Raw genomic sequence first — 17,104 nt, forward strand, 5'->3', positions numbered from 1 at the left:
ATCCACCTTTTATCTCCGTTAACGAGTATTTGAACTGGATGAATCCACCTTTTATACTTGTGAATCAAGAATCGTTAGTTGGGTTTTGTCCCTTAACCCAACCTACACGCCAGTACATACTATACTTCCTCTGCCCCATGTCCAATATTGCCCAAAACAAACTATCCTAAGATATATAAAACTTTATATCCTGAGTTTAATAAGCTTTAATAATTCTTTTAAAACTGGTGCAAGAAGATTTTAGATTAATTGTTGATTTAGTTTCAGTTTTGGCGGTTGCAGCCTGTGGCGGACTGTTAGCGGCACTTTTGCGACAACCGGTGCTGCTGGGGTATCTCATTGGCGGGATGATCGTCGGCCCAGCCGGACTGGGAGTGATTAAAGAAGTTATTCAAGTTGAGACTCTGGCACAGTTCGGGGTAGCGTTTTTATTATTCGCTTTGGGTGTAGAATTTTCTTTTGCCGAACTCAAGAAAGTAAAAGCGATCGCTCTGGGTGGAGGTGGACTCCAGATAGCTTTGACGATTTTAGTCACAGTTACGGTATGCGGGTTAACTGGTGCCTGGGGAACGTTACCCGCTAAGGGCATGTTTTTGGGCTGTATTCTTTCCTTGTCTTCCACGGCAGTTGTCCTCAAGTCGTTGATGGAACGCAATGAAACAGAAACGCCCCACGGACAAGTGATGTTGGGTATTTTGGTAGTCCAGGATTTGGCGCTGGGATTGATGTTGGCAGTCTTACCAGCCCTCAACCAACCCGCAGAAACTATTGGCATCGCCGTACTCACAGCGCTGGCGTTGATTGCTTTATTTGCCGCCGGCGCAATAGCAGCAGGGATTTGGCTGATACCGCCTTTGTTGCGGCTCTTAGCTCGTACTGAAAGCAAAGAGCTATTTTTATTAGGGGTTGTAGCTTTATGTTTGGGCATAGCCTTGCTCACAGAGCATTTGGGGCTATCCATTGAAATGGGGGCGTTTGTTGCCGGGTTGATGATTTCTGAGGTGGAGTATGCCGACCAAACCCTGACTTACGTGGAACCATTGCGAGATATCTTTGCCAGTTTGTTTTTCGCTGCCATTGGGATGTTAATTGACCCGGTGTTTTTGTGGAAGAACCTGGAATTGATTTTAGGGCTGGTGGCAATAGTTTTTGTAGGTAAGTTTCTGATTATCACTCCCCTAGTGAAACTGTTTCGCTACCCGTTGAAAACAGCCATAATCGCTGGTTTGGGACTAGCGCAAATTGGGGAATTTTCCTTTGTTCTCGCCAGTGAAGGGCAATCCTTGGGGCTGGTGTCCCGACGGATATATTTGCTGATTTTGGGAACCACAGCAGTTACTCTCGTGCTAACGCCATTTGTTTTGCGGTTTGTGCCATTGTTATTTAACTTCGCCGAATCCATGCCCTGGTTGAAACCGTATTTAGCAGAAGACCAGCCACGGGATATGTCAGAAGATTTACCTTCAAAAGGCCATGTGGTGGTTTGCGGCTATGGGCGAGTGGGCAAAAATTTAGTTAAGTTGTTGCAGCAACACGACCTACCTGTGGTAGTAATTGACCAATCAGAAAGTAGAATTCAGCAGTTGCGTGAAGCTGGGGTATCTTATGTTTATGGCAATTGTGTGAGTTTACATGTTCTGGAAACTGCGGGAGTGAATCATGCCAAAGGAATGGCGATCGCACTTCCTGACCCCATGAGTACGCGTCTTTGCTTGAAACGTGCTTTGGAATTGTATCCAGAATTAGATTTAGTTGTTCGCGCTACCCACAACAGAGATATTGAAGTGCTGTATCAACTGGGAGCCAGAGAAGTGGTGCAACCAGAGTTTGAAGCCAGTTTAGAAATGGTGACTTATTTATTAACTGGCTTAGGCTTTGCCCAAGCTGTTGTCCAAAAGGAAATGCAGCAAATCCGCAACGATCACTATTTAGACTTGCGGCCGGAACGTTCTGCTACTGAAGTTGCCCACGATTTACGCCAAGCAACTCAAGATTTAAATCAGCGCTGGTATCCTCTACCATCTGGTTCGCCTTTAATTGGCATGAGTTTAGAAGAAGCCGATATGCGCTACTTAACAGGAGCAAGTTTGATGGCGATTCGCCGCGCTAACGGCGATGAAATCGATTATCCCAGTAATGAAACTCGTTTGGAAGAAGGCGATCGCTTGCTAGTAGTGGGAGCAGATGAAGAACTGGCAGCTTTAGCAGAATTCGCCAAGGGACAAGCAGCTATTCCGGGAGAAAATAGTGCTTGTCAGTGGATGTCGGTAAACGCTGACTCTCCAAGCTCGGCTAAAACTCTTGCAGATTTAGGTATTAGCAAACAATACGGCGTACAAGTGCAGGCAATCCGCCGCGATGGTAAATTTATCCGCTATCCCGATAGCAGCATGGATTTGCGAGTCGGTGACCAAGTATTGTTGTGCGGTAACTTGACAGGTCTGAGTCAACTACAACAGTTATTTGGCATCCCAAGTTCAGTACCCCTTTCTCTGCCCATGGTGAAAGCTAGTGAAGCAGAAGCCCTCAAAGAGTTTTTGCCTGCGGATAGTGTGACGGATTAATCACAGCACAATTCAAGAGTCAGAATTCACAGTTCGGAAGTAATACCATTTGCAAAAATCTTTGCAACAAATAAATCGGCTGTAGGGGCGTACAGCTGTACGCCCCTACCCGTCACAATACTTGTCGGTTAAGGGGAAAAGGGGAAGGGGAAAAGGGAAAGAAAAAACCTTTAACCCTTACCCTTTAACCTTTTCCCCAAACCAAATTCTGAGTTCAAAATGCACAAAGCGAGTAGTATTGCTACCCGTCATCTGTGACATTCTGATTTGAAATTAATATAAAACAGTCTTGACACAAGGGTTTGAGACTACAATTGTGTAGCTTTTGGTGCAATATGTTTCGGCTAGGGCTAAAACTCTTGGTCAAAGTCAATTTTTTGAGCGTAAATGCAAAGCGGCTTCCCGCAGGGTAGGACACAAAGAGAAGAAAGAAATGCTTAACTGAACTGTATTGAATTTAAGAATCCTTTTTTAGGATTCGCACTATTTTCGTCTCATTTTCTTTAATTTCAAAACTCACAGACCTAAAATAATTTTGATAAATTGGATTAAACTGATAATTTGTTATAGCCTCTTCAATTGCTTCTAATTCTTGTTCCAATGCTTCTTGAGCTTTTTTTTCGATTTTAATATCATATTCCAACTCTAGTTTTTGATTAAGACCTGCCCTAGATATCTTATTTTTTTCTAATTGTGTTATTTTATTCTTTAGCACATCTAACACATCTTTTTTAGCCTTACGATCTTCCTCTAGTCTTTGCAGTTTCCCAAGAGTTTTTATATTTCCTGTCTTAGCCACAGAAGAATCTACATATTCTACATACAAGTCATAATAACCAGCTTTTAAGCTATTTTCACCCCAAAGATTATCGTCGCGTCTGGCAAGCTTATGGTTCTCAAGCTGCTGAATTCCTGCTTCAACAATCAGCCATCCGCGAATATTATTTTGTTGTTTTATTATAATTTTGCTCTCATCGGTTGACTTATTTGAATTCTTCATTTTATCTGTTTTATTAAACGATGAATTAACTGTTTTTACAACTACATCAAAATAGTCTTGTTCATCATATCTAAACAAACGAATTTTTTCACTTGACTTGGCAAATCTTTCTAAACTAGAGTTAGCAGAAGAATCTTTTTCTGAATAATCAATAATATACATAACAAAGTTAATATACTCTTCAAGTTTCTTGATAATCATGATGGGACTACCATCACAAGTATCGTAGCTACTTGTAATTAAAATAATATGAGGGATGCTACTTTTTTTTACCCGAGATATAAGTTTTTTAATAGGTTTACTATAAGAGCGTTTTTGTATTTCTTCTTCTAGTCTTTTTTCTACTTTTTGTTCTAATTCTTGTTGAGAGATATTACCAGTATTGCTCTTTCTTAGTTCTTCTTCTAGTCTTCTTTCTACTTTTTGTTCTAATTCTTGTTGAGAGATATTACCAGTATTGCTCTTTAGGATTTGTTGTTCTATTTCTTCTCTGAGCTTCTCTTTTTGTTTTTCTTCTCTTTGTATTTGTTTTTGTATTTCTTCATTTAGTATTTCTTCCCTGAAAATTTCTTTAGGTATATCATCGGAATATCGCTCTAGTATTTCTTGTTTTAATATTTTTTCTAAGACATCGGCTAGGGGCGCTTCTCCTTCAGGAAAAGTTTTGATTAAAGTTCTAATAATTTCAAGGTGTTGCCTAAAAGCAGGCTTTTTTATAAAATATGAATTAGGCTTATAATTTATACCAAAAATAGCTAATCCTATTTTTATAAATTTATTTTCATCAGCAAAGATTTGTTTGTCAATTATCATCTTTGCAATATCAATTTTTCTGATATGCTTCTCTAAGCCATCCCAAATCACATCTACTTCACTAGACATTCCTTGAGAAGCATCTAATATAAATATTAGTGTGTCCTGACGAATATCGCTAAAAAATTTGCTGACTTTAAATATAACAAATATAAAAATGAATGGGAAAGGTAATAATAACCAAAAAAGGTTAATAGCCCAAGGATTAGTATTTGTTGTTACTGGAGGATTAGGATTTGTTTTTTTTGAAATATTAATCTTTTGAAAGTTTACTTGGGTTGCAATTTTATTTAAGGGTACTGATTTACAATTGTAATTTTTCTTAATTTTATCTTCATTGAGTTCTTCTGGCTTTGCTCCATATAAAATTCTAATTTCTTTTAAAATCTTAAATTTATTAGGTGCGGCTTTGATTTCTTTATCTATACCATCCACAACGTCACATACTGGTACACCACAGTTGGGTTCGCCATCAGTCATGATGACTAATCGACGCTCACCTTGCTTATTCTTGACCATCTTCCATGCTAGATCAAGAGCTTTACCAGTTCCTGTAGAACCACTATGATTAGGAATTATTAGTTCTTTATTGTTGATTTGGTCTTTGAAAGAAGTGATGTTTTTTGTTAATTTAATGGCTGTCCTTACTAGACATGTTTCTTTTTTAATTTTAGTTAATTCTTCGGGATCTGTTGTAGTCACTCCCCCCATCTCAATTAGAGCAACTTCAGAATTACTGCTACTTAATTGATCAATTTTCTCGATGATTGATAGGCGACCTATATCAACAGGATATTTAACTGAGCTTTCACATCTCTCTGGATGAACTTTATCAACTTTATCGGAAAATTTTGTATCGCTGGCACAACCCATGCTACCTGAATTATCTAAAATAAATATATTGCTTGTAGCATAAGAACTAGATGGATCTGAATTAAAAGCAAGTAATAATACTATACTTCCTAAAAAAGAATATTTAAGCGAATATTTACGTTGATTTTGCTGCATAATTTTAGATTATTTTGGTGAGTATTAACGCAATTTATATGTGATACAATTCAAGTCTGAATTATTTTTTTTATATTTAGAGATATAGACAAGGAAAATGGTATTAAATTTAGGTTATTGTAGATTGCGTCCAACCGAAAGTAGGCAAAAACAAATTACTGGGAGCGCTATTAGCACTACCCAGCAATATCGGCGTTCCCAGACAGTTAATGCCAAAGAGTAATTTCACTCTTCAACCAGAACTGATGAGTTGTAATTTTTGTGCCTGAGTCTTAATTTTTTGGTTTAATATAAGCGATCGCTTGCTTCCAAACGGTTGTTTGCTCGCTGTTTTCATCTACAATGCATACACAATGTGGGTCTTGCCATAAAACCCTCCCTGTGATTACATCACCAGTCAGCAACTTGAACTGTGCTGGCATTGTTTGTTTAATCAGGATTTGAACTTGTCTAATACTAGGCAAAGAGGTGTCAAATTCAGTAATCATAGTCATTAGTCATTGGATATTGGATATTGGGCATTGGGCATTGGGCATTGGGCATTGGGCATTGGGCATTGGGCATTGGTAATTCACTAATGACAAAGGACAAATGACCAATGACAAAACACAAATATAATTTATTGATTTTGCAAATGGCAATCGAATTTACTAAGTATCATGGTCTCGGCAACGATTTTATTCTGATTGACAATCGCTCGTCTTCTTTGCCTGTAGTCACTCCAGAGCAAGCCATCGAGTTGTGCGATCGCCATTTTGGTATCGGTGCTGATGGTGTAATTTTTGCCCTGCCTGGAGAAAGCGGCACTGATTACACTATGCGGATTTTCAACTCCGATGGTTCAGAACCGGAAATGTGTGGTAATGGCATTCGCTGTTTAGCTGGCTTTTTGGCAGACTTAGAGGGTGAATCGCGCAATCAAGACTCATATCGCATTCATACCCTGGCTGGTGTGATTACACCCCAAATCCTAGCTAATGGTCAAGTGAAGGTGGATATGGGTTTACCCAGGTTACTCGCTGCTGAAATTCCTACTACCCTTGCACCCGCCGAAGAAAAAGTAATTAATCAGCCGTTAGAGGTGGCGACGCAAACTTGGGAAGTCACCTGCGTAAGTATGGGAAATCCCCATTGCATTACTTTTGTGGAAGATGTCGCCGCAATTGAGCTAGAAACCATAGGCCCCAAATTTGAGCATCACTCAGTTTTTCCCCAACGCACAAATACTGAATTTATTCAAGTAGTGCGCCGCGACTATCTGAAAATGCGCGTCTGGGAAAGGGGCGCAGGGATTACCCTGGCTTGCGGTACTGGCGCTTGTGCTTCTTTGGTGGCTGGTGTGTTAACTGGAAAATGCGATCGCACTGCCACTGTAGAATTACCAGGTGGACCATTACAAATTGAATGGTCAGAAATCGACCAACGAGTTTACATGACAGGCCCAGCCCAGCGGGTATTCACAGGTAAACTTTCTCAAGCCTCAAGGTAGGAGGTAGGAGGCAGGGGCAGGGGGCAAGGGTTAACCCAAGTCTTTCCAAGAGTTAGGAGTTATTATTCTCGCTCTGCTCCTCTGCCCCCTGCCCCCCTTGCCTCTTGTGTATTCTCCCGTCCTACCCTGTTGAAACCCCTCAGTTGTCGCGTTGGATCTTTGTCAGTCCCTCCCATTTTGCCGCGAGACCAACCCATATTACGGGTGTAACTACCCAGCAAGTTTTGGGCGATTAACTGTTCTGAATCAACTTCATCATCCAGTTCGGCGTGAGGGGACACATAAAGAGCATCCACAGGACAATACAGTTCACACAAAAAGCAAGTCTGACAATCTGACTTACGAGCAATTACGGCTAATCCGTCGGCTCCGGAATCGAATACATCGCGTGGGCAAACTTTTACGCAGATATCACATCCAATACAGCGATCGCTATTTACAATTTCGATCATTACGCTACCTCTTTCCACTGATTTTCTTGGGCAACAACCACAACATCATCGATACCATCGGTCAAGATTCGTCGTGTTTGTTGCACATCGGTTGTTGTGAAATCTGTCCGTCGGTGCATTCCTCGACTTTCCTGACGTGCAGCTGCACTCGCCCAGATCCAGCGAGCTGTGGCTGTCATGGCGGCTGCTTCCCTTGCCCGCACGGCATTGCGACCTTCGCCTCCTAAATGATCGCGAACATCCTTCCATACTGCATCCAGACGTTCGCGTGACAGCCCAATCCTGGCTCCAGAACGGAAGAAATTGACATCAAGCGGCAAAGTTTCAGCCTGAACAGCACTAATCACTTCCGAGATCAGTCCATCTTCTATCTGGTGTTTACGGGGACGTAAACCCGCTTTACCTAAACCACGAACCAAGCGTGTGTCTGCTTTGTCGCCAAGGGAGGCTGCAAAAAGGGCTGCTGCATAACCACTCCAAGTACCACTGGCAATAGCCCAGGAGGCGTTAGGGCTTCCTCCCCCTGACACAGCCCCTGTAATATTTTCACGAGAGGCTGCATCCCCCGCAGCATAAAGTCCGGGCACTGTTGTAGCACAATCATCATTGATGATTTCCAGTCCGCCGACTCCGCGAACAGTACCTTCTGAGCGTAGTGTGACTGGGAAGCGCTGCTTAAATGGATCTAATCCGATCCGCTCAAATGGTAAAAAACAGTTAGGCTGACCCTGGCGCAACCAATCATGTTCAACGGGATTGCCGCGATCCATTAGAGCATATACTTTTTCACCTGCTATCAACTGGCGGGCAATGCGTATTGCTCGATCTTCCCCAGTGTCCGGCAAAGGAGAGCCATCCTCCAGATAAAAGCTGGCGAAGGAGAATGTCAGCCCCTTGGTTACTGAAGTATGAGCGGGTGCCAAGCCATATTGGGAGGAAAATTCCATCCCAGATAGTCTGACGCCTGCTTCTGCCCCCATGAGATAACCATCCCCGGTATTACCATCGCAACCTAGTGCATGAGAGAGAAAAGCACAGCCGCCAGTTGCCAGCACCACGGCACCTGCCCTAACTTCCCAGCGATTCCCACTGCGCGGATGGATACCTGCCGCACCTGCGATCGCACCATCCGCCGCAAGTAGTTCCAATGCCGGATGATGGTCAAGAATCCGTACACCAGCAGCGATCGCTCTCTGCCGCATGAAGCGCATATAATCCGGTCCCCGCAAGTTAGCACGGTAGGGATTGCCTTCATCGTCAAAAGGAAAGGGATAGCCGCTATTGCCTAAGTCATCTAAACCTTTTTGCGCCTGCTCGATCGCACGCTGCAACCAACGGCGATCGGCAAGTCCTGTTGACCGCGACAGCCGACGCTCAATTTCTGCATCACGTTGTGGGCCTTTCGGAAGATACCACGCGCCAGTATTAGATGGAGCTGTTGCCCCTGACGTACCGCAATATCCTTTATCGGCTAGAACCACACGGGCACCTTGTCTGGCGGCAGAAAGGGCTGCCCAAGTACCTGCTGGCCCACCACCTAAAACTAGAACATCGGCTGTAATTACAGTTTGTGCTGCCGACACCTGAAAAGTTTCTGTATTCATAAACCCATAAATTCCTCAGATTGTTTCGGAGTTGCTTTAAAGTCCAAAAGAATTAAATTAATTTCACACTTGTGTCCCAAAAGAAGAAATAAGTTAATAATTATTCGATATAAGTTTACAGATAATTAGTATTAGAAAGTTTGAGTATTAGCCAGGTCACACAGCCTCAAATATATGCAACCTTTTCTCAGCTTCTGCAAAAAGTAAATTCTTCGATTTTTCCATACTTCGACGAATCAATCCTTCAGTTTTGAAAGCCTTTAATTAAGAATCCTTGCATATTATACTAAAAATCGACGTATTTACCGTATTTTATTAGAAATATCCCATAGCTTTTTGTCTATGTCAATAAGCACAGGACTTACGCACTGAAGCTTCAAACCCCGATCGCCCCTAACCCAATACTTGTCGGGTTTTGGGGAAAAGGGGAAGGGGAAAGGGGGAAAGAAAAAACCTTTAACCTTTACCCGGTTGGTGAGCTTGTCGAACCATTAACCTTTTCCCCAAATCCAATGCCGAGTTAAAAATGCACAAAGCGAGCAGTATTGCCCCCTAACCTGCCTTAAAAAGGGGGGGAACGTCTAAAGCCCCCTTGAAAATGGGGTTGGGGCATCTGAGTGCGTAATATCATGTCCGCCTAATCACTTATGAAAAAAACTCTCCGCGTCTTTGTGTCCCCGCGTCCCCGCGTCAGCCCTAATAATAAGTCTTCAACCGGACATGATATAACACCCATTCAGAATTGAAGATAGTGCGGTAGATAGGATTTTTAATTTTCAGATAGCCGTTGCGCTTCTCGACTAATCCCGATAGTAAAAGCTCTGTTTGTTCTGGGCTACGATCGATAAGTGTCGGGGATGGGACAGTGAAAGAGGCTGGGGTGCAGAGGGGATAGGAAACTTGAGGGAAAGATTGAGTGGAATTTCTTGTCTGTTCCTGTGCTTCTTCTGCTTGCAATATTTGGTGATAAAGACTGAGTAACCGTCCTGCTTGCTGTTGGTTGAAGAAAAGTAAGCGATCGCGAATGGTGCGGAGGTGTTGCGGTTCATCTTGTGATTCCCAGTTTTGGATAATGTGCGATCGCACCAATTTTTCTACCCAACACGCTTCAGTTTTTGGAGATAAATCAATCTTTCGAGTTGATGTCTTTAAGGCAGTTTGCATAACTACATGACAGAGTTTTTGGGTTAAAAAAGGTTGTCCCCCACTCCAGTAAATAATCTCTTGCAATACAATTTCTGGCTGAGTGATTACTCTCTTTAACCCTTCTAATAATGGTTTAGCTTCATCTAATTGAAAGTCGAATAACTCAATGGCTGTAGCAATATTAAAAGGTGTCTGGTCTCTGTCTGCAATTAAACCCGACGGACTGGCTACTCCAAATAATGCAAATCCCAGGTGTTGAAAATTTGAGTTGTGCGGCTGTTGTTCGTAACAATAACGAATCCAGGCAAAAAAGTCATTAACAGGAAAATTCAAACTCAGCAGACTATCAATTTCATCAATGAAGATGAAAATGCCTTTAGCTTTACCTTGTGTTTGAGAATCACTATTGACATTTGGTAACAACACTTCTTCAACGAACTGGTATAGTTTTTGCACAGGACAAAGACCTGCTTGCATCTTCCACCACTGGTTAAATTGAACCTGTTCTGCCAAATTTAAGCCGTATAACAAGCTGATGATGATACTTTTGTACCATTGTGCTAGTGTAATACCCTCACTCACCAATTGCGTCACATCTAAGTAAACACATTTATAGCCTTCTTCCTTAAGGCGATGACTAGTTCGCTGTAATAAGGATGATTTACCCATTTGGCGAGAACTGAATATGTAGCAAAAATTACCAGCTTTTAAACTAGTATAAAGTTTTTTGTCTGCCTGACGCACAATGTACGTGGGATCGTTGGTGTGGAGGCTACCGCCAACTTGGTATCTCATGTGAGGAGAGCCTAAAATAGACAATTTAATGGTAATGGGGATTGGGCATTGGAGATCGCATATTTGGTAATTAGTATTCGGTAGAGACAAAACTATTCGCTTTTTCTCAGCCCCTACTCCGTTATTCAATAATTTAGGTTTGAGCTAAAATCATTAAATAATTATAAATTTTATATAAATAAATTTAGTAAAATATATTACTTTCCGCCAGGGAATCTACTATTTCCTAACCCCAGTTTTTCCTCAAAAATATTTCATTGCTATTTGAATTTAGCAAAAATAGCTGTCTATTTAGTCTTGACATTTAACCACATTCGTAATTACATAATTACCCAGTTAGGCTTTAACTGTCTTAACTGTCTTAACTGTCTTAACTGTCTTTTTGAATATTTTTTAACTGTCTTAATTGGGATTGCCTTTTATTGACGATGATGAGAAGATACAAACTTGGCAACACAAAAGACATTTCTCGGCATCCGAATTACAGGAAGCCAATTTGATTTGGGAACAAACGATGTAGCTATTCATAATATGCAAGAGGTAGTTAATCTTTACCTATTGTAACAATGTCTCTTGGCTATTGACTAGCTTAAAACTAAATTCCCAAATCCAATTAGCAGTGGTATTTTTCAATTGACTTTCTTTTTTGAGGAGAAAAAAGCATGACTTCACTAAACCATAGAACAACTCAAACCTTAACACAAGGTAAAGGCATTCAACTGTCTGGAAATGATGTGACAACGGAAAAATTTTTTATTCAAAAAACCCTAAGGGATGGAGGTAGAATCCGATTCAAAGTTCGTTATTCTGCTGAACTCAAAGATTTCTGTCTGCTGGAAATTTTTTTGATAAACGCGCAGACGCAAACACCAGTTGCTAGCATGACTATTCCCAACAGTGGCTCTTCAACTAAGGTTCAGGAACAGGAACAAGAATTTAGTATTTGGGAATCAGGAGATTATTACTTCTTTTTCAAGATGTCTTCTAATAGTGGAAAATTGTTAATTGAAGAATATCAGCTTTATTGGTTAATTAGTTAATTTTTTGTACAAATAATTGCTAAATTATAGCAATTAAAGCATAGCTTAGGACATAAAGCCATCCTCAAACCCCGGCATCATAGAGACTTTCAAAGCCTTTTGTCTATTATATCTGACACAACTGAATATGACTGCGATCGCTTTGCTAAAAAGTAAATCTGAAATTGCTCATTGTGCCAAAAAAAAGATTGTTTTCTCATGAAATTGCTGTAATTAGCAATAAGCGATCGCTTCTTAAATCAGACAATTTTAGATTTTAGATTTTTGCTTGATCGGATGTGTTTATCTTGGTTGTTCCAATTAGAAGTTTTGTTGCCAGTTTTTCTAGTTTAATGTCTTTGAGTAGATTTTCCCAGTCTTCAGCAAGTTGTGAATCATCTAAATTTTTCAGACGCAGTTCGGCTAAGGTTGTCAAGGCATCGTACCAAATGCCATTTTTTGCGTAGATTACTGCTTGCTGACGTGGGGAAGATTGTTTAAGTTGCTCGCGTATTGATAAATCTAAATTTACGCGCTGCACCCAGCCTTCGACATAATTTAATGTTGTTGGTTGTTGGGAATCGCAGACAATTTTAACGTTAAAAAACCAGTGATAAGGTTTGTTAGTTTCTAAAATAGTTTTTTGATTTTGCAATTGCACTTGTACAATTCCAGGTACTGTAGGTGCTGTGATATTTTGACGATAAATTGTTGTATCATCATCAGCTTTTAAAACAAACTCAATGGTCTTAATAGAAGATTTTTGATAAGGAATATAAAACCAAAAGCTAGGCTGTTCTCTATTAGTTAATCCCCACACTTCTGTAATGGTAGCTGTTTGATTTGTGCCTTGCTTGAGTTGCTGTTCATAGCTGGGTACAAGAGCAGTTAAAGGTATCTCAGGTTGAGTACACTCGCCGCGTGAAGCTCCTTCACCTCGCTTTCCAGGTGCGCCGCGATCGGCTGGTGGGGGAGGTGGATTAAAATCAATTGAGTTTGATATTTCTGCTAGTGCTAGCGAAGTATTAAAGTAACTCATCAAAATGATGAATGTAGTAATTGAAGTTAGCCGCCTAAGAAATTGTTTCATCTGTTATTTTTCGCAACGTTTATTGATCTCTGTTTTTAGTAATCATAACAATCTATGCTGATTTCGATAAATTTAGATAATTCTTCATAAAATAAGCAGTGAGAATAATTGTAATAATGAAGCTGACAATAGGAGGAATAAGTGGTATCCAAATACTCCACTTAATTAAAAATACCAGGGATATTCCGTAGAGACTGGCAATTGTAATTCCAGTTACAACACTCAAATAAAATACCCGTTCGATGTAGTAAGTTAGCAAACTAGCTGTTAATGACCATGCCAAAATCCAGATAATTTCTTGCCAAATAGACCAAGTTGATAGAAGCGATCGCCCATCAAGAACGGCACTTAACAATTGACTAATCATTTGCGCTTGTAAGAGAACACCTGGTATTTTCTCCGTTGCACCTTCACTTGTAATATAAGGCGTCGATGAATAATCTTGAAAGCTTTGGGCTGTTGTACCAATCAAAACAATTGTGTTTTTGATTGTGCTAGCGTTAACTTTTCCTGTTAGTACCTCTGTTAGTGTTACCTGCGGCACAAATGTTTGTAAGGAATTATGAGAACGGTAATTCAATAAAATTTGGTGTCCCGAAGCATCAATTCTTTGGTATCCACCTGTGTGTGCTGTTAGTGGTTTAAAAGTAGTTTTACCCAGTTTCCAAGCACCATTGCTCGTAAATTCGAGAGATATATTATTAGCAGCCAAGTAACGCAGTGCTAATTGGACGCTGAAACTATACGAGGCTTTGCAAGGCGAAGATGGTGGTGGGGTTAATGCTAGTAAATGGCGACGGACAATGTTATCAGGATCGAGTACCAAATCACTAAAACCCAAGCGTTCTGACGATATTTCTGGAGGAGGTTTAATTCCAGGCTCGGATAGAGGATCGCTAACTCGGCAGACTGAAATTAAATGTTTGGTATTATACAAATACTTTTGTAGTTCTGGTAAGTCTGATTTGGCAGGGCGATCGCGGTAGATATCTAAGCCAATTGCTTGCGGTTGATGCGCTTCTAATTTTTTCAACAACTTCAACAGCGATTCGTCTGAGAGAGAACCTTGAGGTTTTTCTTGAGACTGCAATTGCACATCTTCTTCAGTAATTGTCACAACTAACAATCGAGACTCAGGCTCTTCATCTGGGCGTAGTTGTTGCAATTGATCGAATGCTTGTAACTCCAATTTTTGTAGCATTCCCAGATATCGCACGCTGACAACTAAACCACTAGTTATTAAACTCATACAGATGAGCCAGAAAAGATGAAGTTTTGAGCGTTTGGCTTTGTTTGTTGAATTTTTAACAGAAGTAGGGAGTGGGGAATCAGAACGGCGAACAGAAGGGTGCAGAGGAAAGGAATTTTCCTCCCTGCTCCCTGCTACGCCACTTGCTCCACTTGGGGAGACCCCAAGACCGCAGTGGCTCCCCTGCTCCCCTGCCCGATTTGCCCCATGCCCGATGCCCAACTCATGCCAACTGGGTGGTATCTCCGCTAGATTTTGGTAAATTACGGGTAGCCAACTGGCACAGGGAAATTGTCCATCTAACCCTTGCAGCCTTTCTCTAGCAATACGGACTGCCAAGTAAAGAGATTGACCTCCAGAATATGCTTGTAAGAAATGTTTGAGAAATGTTTGCGCTACTCGATCTGGAACCGGTTCACGCATAACAATCAACTGCGGAATCTGCAAAGAAGCAAATTCTCTTGCCAATCCTAAGCCATCGCAGGAGTTAAAAATTGCTAACTTTAAACCGCGTTCCACGGCTTGCTTCAAAGCATACTTTAACTGACTAATTGTCAAAGTCTCTGTTTGGTTAATGTAAATTTGACCTGTTTCTCCAGTACTGTGACTTGAACTATGTCCTGCAAAAAAAAGAATGTCCCAATTTTGTTGCCACAAATTATCTGTTAAATCTTCACAAGATGGCTCTACAAGAAAGTGAATTTTTGTATCAGGTAGCTCTTCTAAGAGTAGACGGTCTGTCGCTATATCGACTCCATGACTATCACCTAATAATGCTAAAATTTTAACTTGTGTAGTCGATTTCGACAAAAAGCTGACTTTTTCATAGCTAGGAGCGGCCAAGGCGATTTCTGCATTTGAATAGCGTTCTATTAACTCCCAAAGATGCCAAGGAAGCTTTTGAAGTTGATAATCTTCAGTTTGCAAAATTACTCGGATTTGGTCATATTTCTGAAGTTTTTCGAGCCACTTCTCGCGGATACAGCGAAAGCTTTCTGATTGCAGCCATTGATTCAGGCGATCGCGTAATTTTTCGGCTGCTTGGAAACACTCTCCATCGCTTGAAATTGCTTTCTGGAGTTTTGGTAGTCCTTTAGGACGACCAGCAAAATCTAGGTGACGATAAATAGCTTGCCAAAAATGAAAATTTAGCGGTAATTCTTGATCTGGCGGTAGTTCACCGATAACTTCAGTTTCCGGACGGCTATTTTCTTCTCCAATTTGGAGAGTAACTGGAAACCCAGCCTCAAAGCTGCCTTTGCCAAATTTTAAAACTACCAATTTAGTCATTAGTTATTAGTTATTAGTCATTAGTAGAGACGCGATTCATCGCGTCTGTACAATAGTCATTAGTAGAGACGCGATTCATCGCGTCTGTACAATAGCCATTAGTCATTTGTCCAATGACTAATGACGGTCTTAATCATAAAATATGTAACTTCGACGCACATTAGATATCATCTCCAATTATTATATTTATGCAAGAAACATAATTTTTGCTCAAAAATCTCACATAGACATAATGAACTCTACTATAAAGCAATACGGTTCAGCTAAGAAGACAATTAACTTGGGTTGAGCGACAAAGTTTGTTAAATTTCAGGCAAGTCTCAGTACAAGAAAGTAGTTTAAATTTATTAACTATTTCTATAAAACCAAAACTTTTATGTATTCAAGACAACATATCATTGAAATTTTTTCCACATTTGTGCTGTTCAAAGGTGATACTTTTGACCGTTGGATTACTGATAGTAAGCTACGACGAAGTATGGACAATTGTTTAAAACAGTCTTCTTTTCAAGAGTCTGAAACATTTTGGGCTATTTACTGGCATCGCATTTGGCAAACCCAGGCAAGTCCCATCGCTGTTGCTCATATTACAGCTTATTTACAGGAAGTCTGCTATTGGGTTGCGAGAAAAATGAAGATGAATGTACTAAGTCAACATTCGATCGCCGACTTTTTTCAAACAGCGATCGCTCGCATTGACAAAGTTCTCAGAGGCTTTAACCCACAATTAAGTTCAAATTTGAAAATTTATGCTGAATTTACTTTTAGTAATTTAATCAAAGATTTGTTACGTCAGCACCAAGAAATTGATATTTGTACTGATTGGGGATTGCTGCACAAAGTCAGTCAAAAGCGATTAGTGGAATCTCTCAAACAAGGGGGATATCCATCGCAAATAATCGCGCGTTATCTTCTTGCCTGGAATTGTTTGTTGCAAGTTTACGCACCTAGTGATGGTGCAACTGCTCACAAACTCATTAAACCAGATAAAGCAAAATTACAGGCGATCGCCCAGCTTTACAACACTGAACGCCTGAGTCAGCTTAGTTCTCAAAGTCCAGCCTGCACTCCAGAAAATGTGGAATCTTGGCTAATTGCTAGTGCTAAAGCCGTGCGTTTCTATGAATATCCCACCTCCGTTTCCCTTGATGCCCCCGTACCTGGACAAGAAACAGGTGAATTGCTCGATCGCCTGACAAATGATTTTCAAGAATCGGTGTTAAATGAAATAATTATCCAAGAAGAAGTAGAAAATTTAACACAGCGAACTACCGAAATCAATCGAGTTTTAAGCAATGCTCTGGAAAAATTAGATACCGCAGCCCAAGCACTTTTGCAAACCTACTACAAGCAAGGATTGACCCAGCAAGATATTGCCCAACAGTTAGGAGTCAAACAATATACAGTTTCTCGCCAATTAACTAAAATCAAAAAGACTTTACTAATGGAATTAGCGCAGTGGAGCCAAAAAACACTGCATATTTCAGTGACATCTGACGTAATCGACAGTATGAGCAATTCTCTAGAAGAATGGTTGATTGCTCACTATCGCCCTCTTGTTCTCTCGTCGCCAGTGGAGTCTTAA

At 40.7% G+C, this 17,104-nt stretch carries 12 protein-coding genes; 5 read left to right on the forward strand and 7 right to left on the reverse strand.

Features of this window, described 5'->3' with window-relative positions; genetic code table 11:
* The first annotated feature begins 227 nt into the window (after positions 1 to 227).
* Complete coding sequence (locus ACM0OY_RS03120) at positions 228 to 2,564, forward strand: cation:proton antiporter (protein ID WP_414567433.1); 2,337 nt, start codon at positions 228 to 230, stop codon at positions 2,562 to 2,564.
* A gap of 457 nt (positions 2,565 to 3,021) precedes the next feature.
* Here ACM0OY_RS03120 and ACM0OY_RS03125 read toward each other — a convergent pair whose 3' ends face one another.
* Positions 3,022 to 5,385: a hypothetical protein gene (locus ACM0OY_RS03125; protein ID WP_414567434.1), complete on the reverse strand. Its 2,364-nt coding sequence runs from the start codon at positions 5,383 to 5,385 to the stop codon at positions 3,022 to 3,024.
* A gap of 97 nt (positions 5,386 to 5,482) precedes the next feature.
* Between ACM0OY_RS03125 and ACM0OY_RS03130 the strand changes: the two genes are divergently transcribed.
* On the forward strand, positions 5,483 to 5,608 hold the full coding sequence (locus tag ACM0OY_RS03130; RefSeq protein ID WP_414567435.1) for a hypothetical protein: 126 nt from the start codon (positions 5,483 to 5,485) through the stop codon (positions 5,606 to 5,608).
* 49 nt (positions 5,609 to 5,657) lie between these two features.
* Here ACM0OY_RS03130 and ACM0OY_RS03135 read toward each other — a convergent pair whose 3' ends face one another.
* Positions 5,658 to 5,873 (reverse strand): Hfq-related RNA-binding protein, encoded by a 216-nt coding sequence (locus ACM0OY_RS03135; protein ID WP_414567575.1) that lies wholly within the window; start codon positions 5,871 to 5,873, stop codon positions 5,658 to 5,660.
* Between the two features lie 146 nt (positions 5,874 to 6,019).
* Between ACM0OY_RS03135 and dapF the strand changes: the two genes are divergently transcribed.
* On the forward strand, positions 6,020 to 6,874 hold the full coding sequence (gene dapF / locus ACM0OY_RS03140) for a diaminopimelate epimerase (RefSeq protein ID WP_414567576.1): 855 nt from the start codon (positions 6,020 to 6,022) through the stop codon (positions 6,872 to 6,874).
* Between the two features lie 62 nt (positions 6,875 to 6,936).
* Here the strand turns inward: dapF and ACM0OY_RS03145 are convergent, their stop codons facing one another.
* From ACM0OY_RS03145 to ACM0OY_RS03155, 3 genes are all read right to left on the reverse strand, one after another.
* Complete coding sequence (locus ACM0OY_RS03145; protein WP_414567436.1) at positions 6,937 to 7,326, reverse strand: 4Fe-4S binding protein; 390 nt, start codon at positions 7,324 to 7,326, stop codon at positions 6,937 to 6,939.
* Positions 7,326 to 8,930 (reverse strand): FAD-dependent oxidoreductase, encoded by a 1,605-nt coding sequence (locus ACM0OY_RS03150; protein ID WP_414567437.1) that lies wholly within the window; start codon positions 8,928 to 8,930, stop codon positions 7,326 to 7,328. The genes ACM0OY_RS03145 and ACM0OY_RS03150 overlap by 1 nt, the downstream gene beginning before the upstream one ends.
* A gap of 696 nt (positions 8,931 to 9,626) precedes the next feature.
* Positions 9,627 to 10,871, reverse strand: coding sequence for an AAA-like domain-containing protein (locus tag ACM0OY_RS03155; protein ID WP_414567438.1), 1,245 nt, complete (start codon positions 10,869 to 10,871; stop codon positions 9,627 to 9,629).
* A gap of 662 nt (positions 10,872 to 11,533) precedes the next feature.
* On the opposite strand from ACM0OY_RS03155, the gene ACM0OY_RS03160 reads away from it, so the two are divergent.
* On the forward strand, positions 11,534 to 11,911 hold the full coding sequence (locus tag ACM0OY_RS03160) for a hypothetical protein (RefSeq protein ID WP_414567439.1): 378 nt from the start codon (positions 11,534 to 11,536) through the stop codon (positions 11,909 to 11,911).
* Between the two features lie 256 nt (positions 11,912 to 12,167).
* Here the strand turns inward: ACM0OY_RS03160 and ACM0OY_RS03165 are convergent, their stop codons facing one another.
* Positions 12,168 to 12,980 (reverse strand): DUF928 domain-containing protein, encoded by an 813-nt coding sequence (locus ACM0OY_RS03165; protein ID WP_414567440.1) that lies wholly within the window; start codon positions 12,978 to 12,980, stop codon positions 12,168 to 12,170.
* Positions 12,981 to 13,032: 52 nt separating this feature from the next.
* Complete coding sequence (locus ACM0OY_RS03170) at positions 13,033 to 15,519, reverse strand: CHASE2 domain-containing protein (RefSeq protein WP_414567441.1); 2,487 nt, start codon at positions 15,517 to 15,519, stop codon at positions 13,033 to 13,035.
* Between the two features lie 376 nt (positions 15,520 to 15,895).
* Between ACM0OY_RS03170 and ACM0OY_RS03175 the strand changes: the two genes are divergently transcribed.
* A complete protein-coding gene (locus tag ACM0OY_RS03175) occupies positions 15,896 to 17,104 on the forward strand; it encodes a sigma-70 family RNA polymerase sigma factor (RefSeq protein ID WP_414567442.1) in 1,209 nt (402 codons plus the stop codon).

The sequence above is a fragment of the Nostoc sp. CCY 9925 genome (assembly GCF_963920935.1).
Lineage (GTDB): Bacteria > Cyanobacteriota > Cyanobacteriia > Cyanobacteriales > Nostocaceae > Nostoc.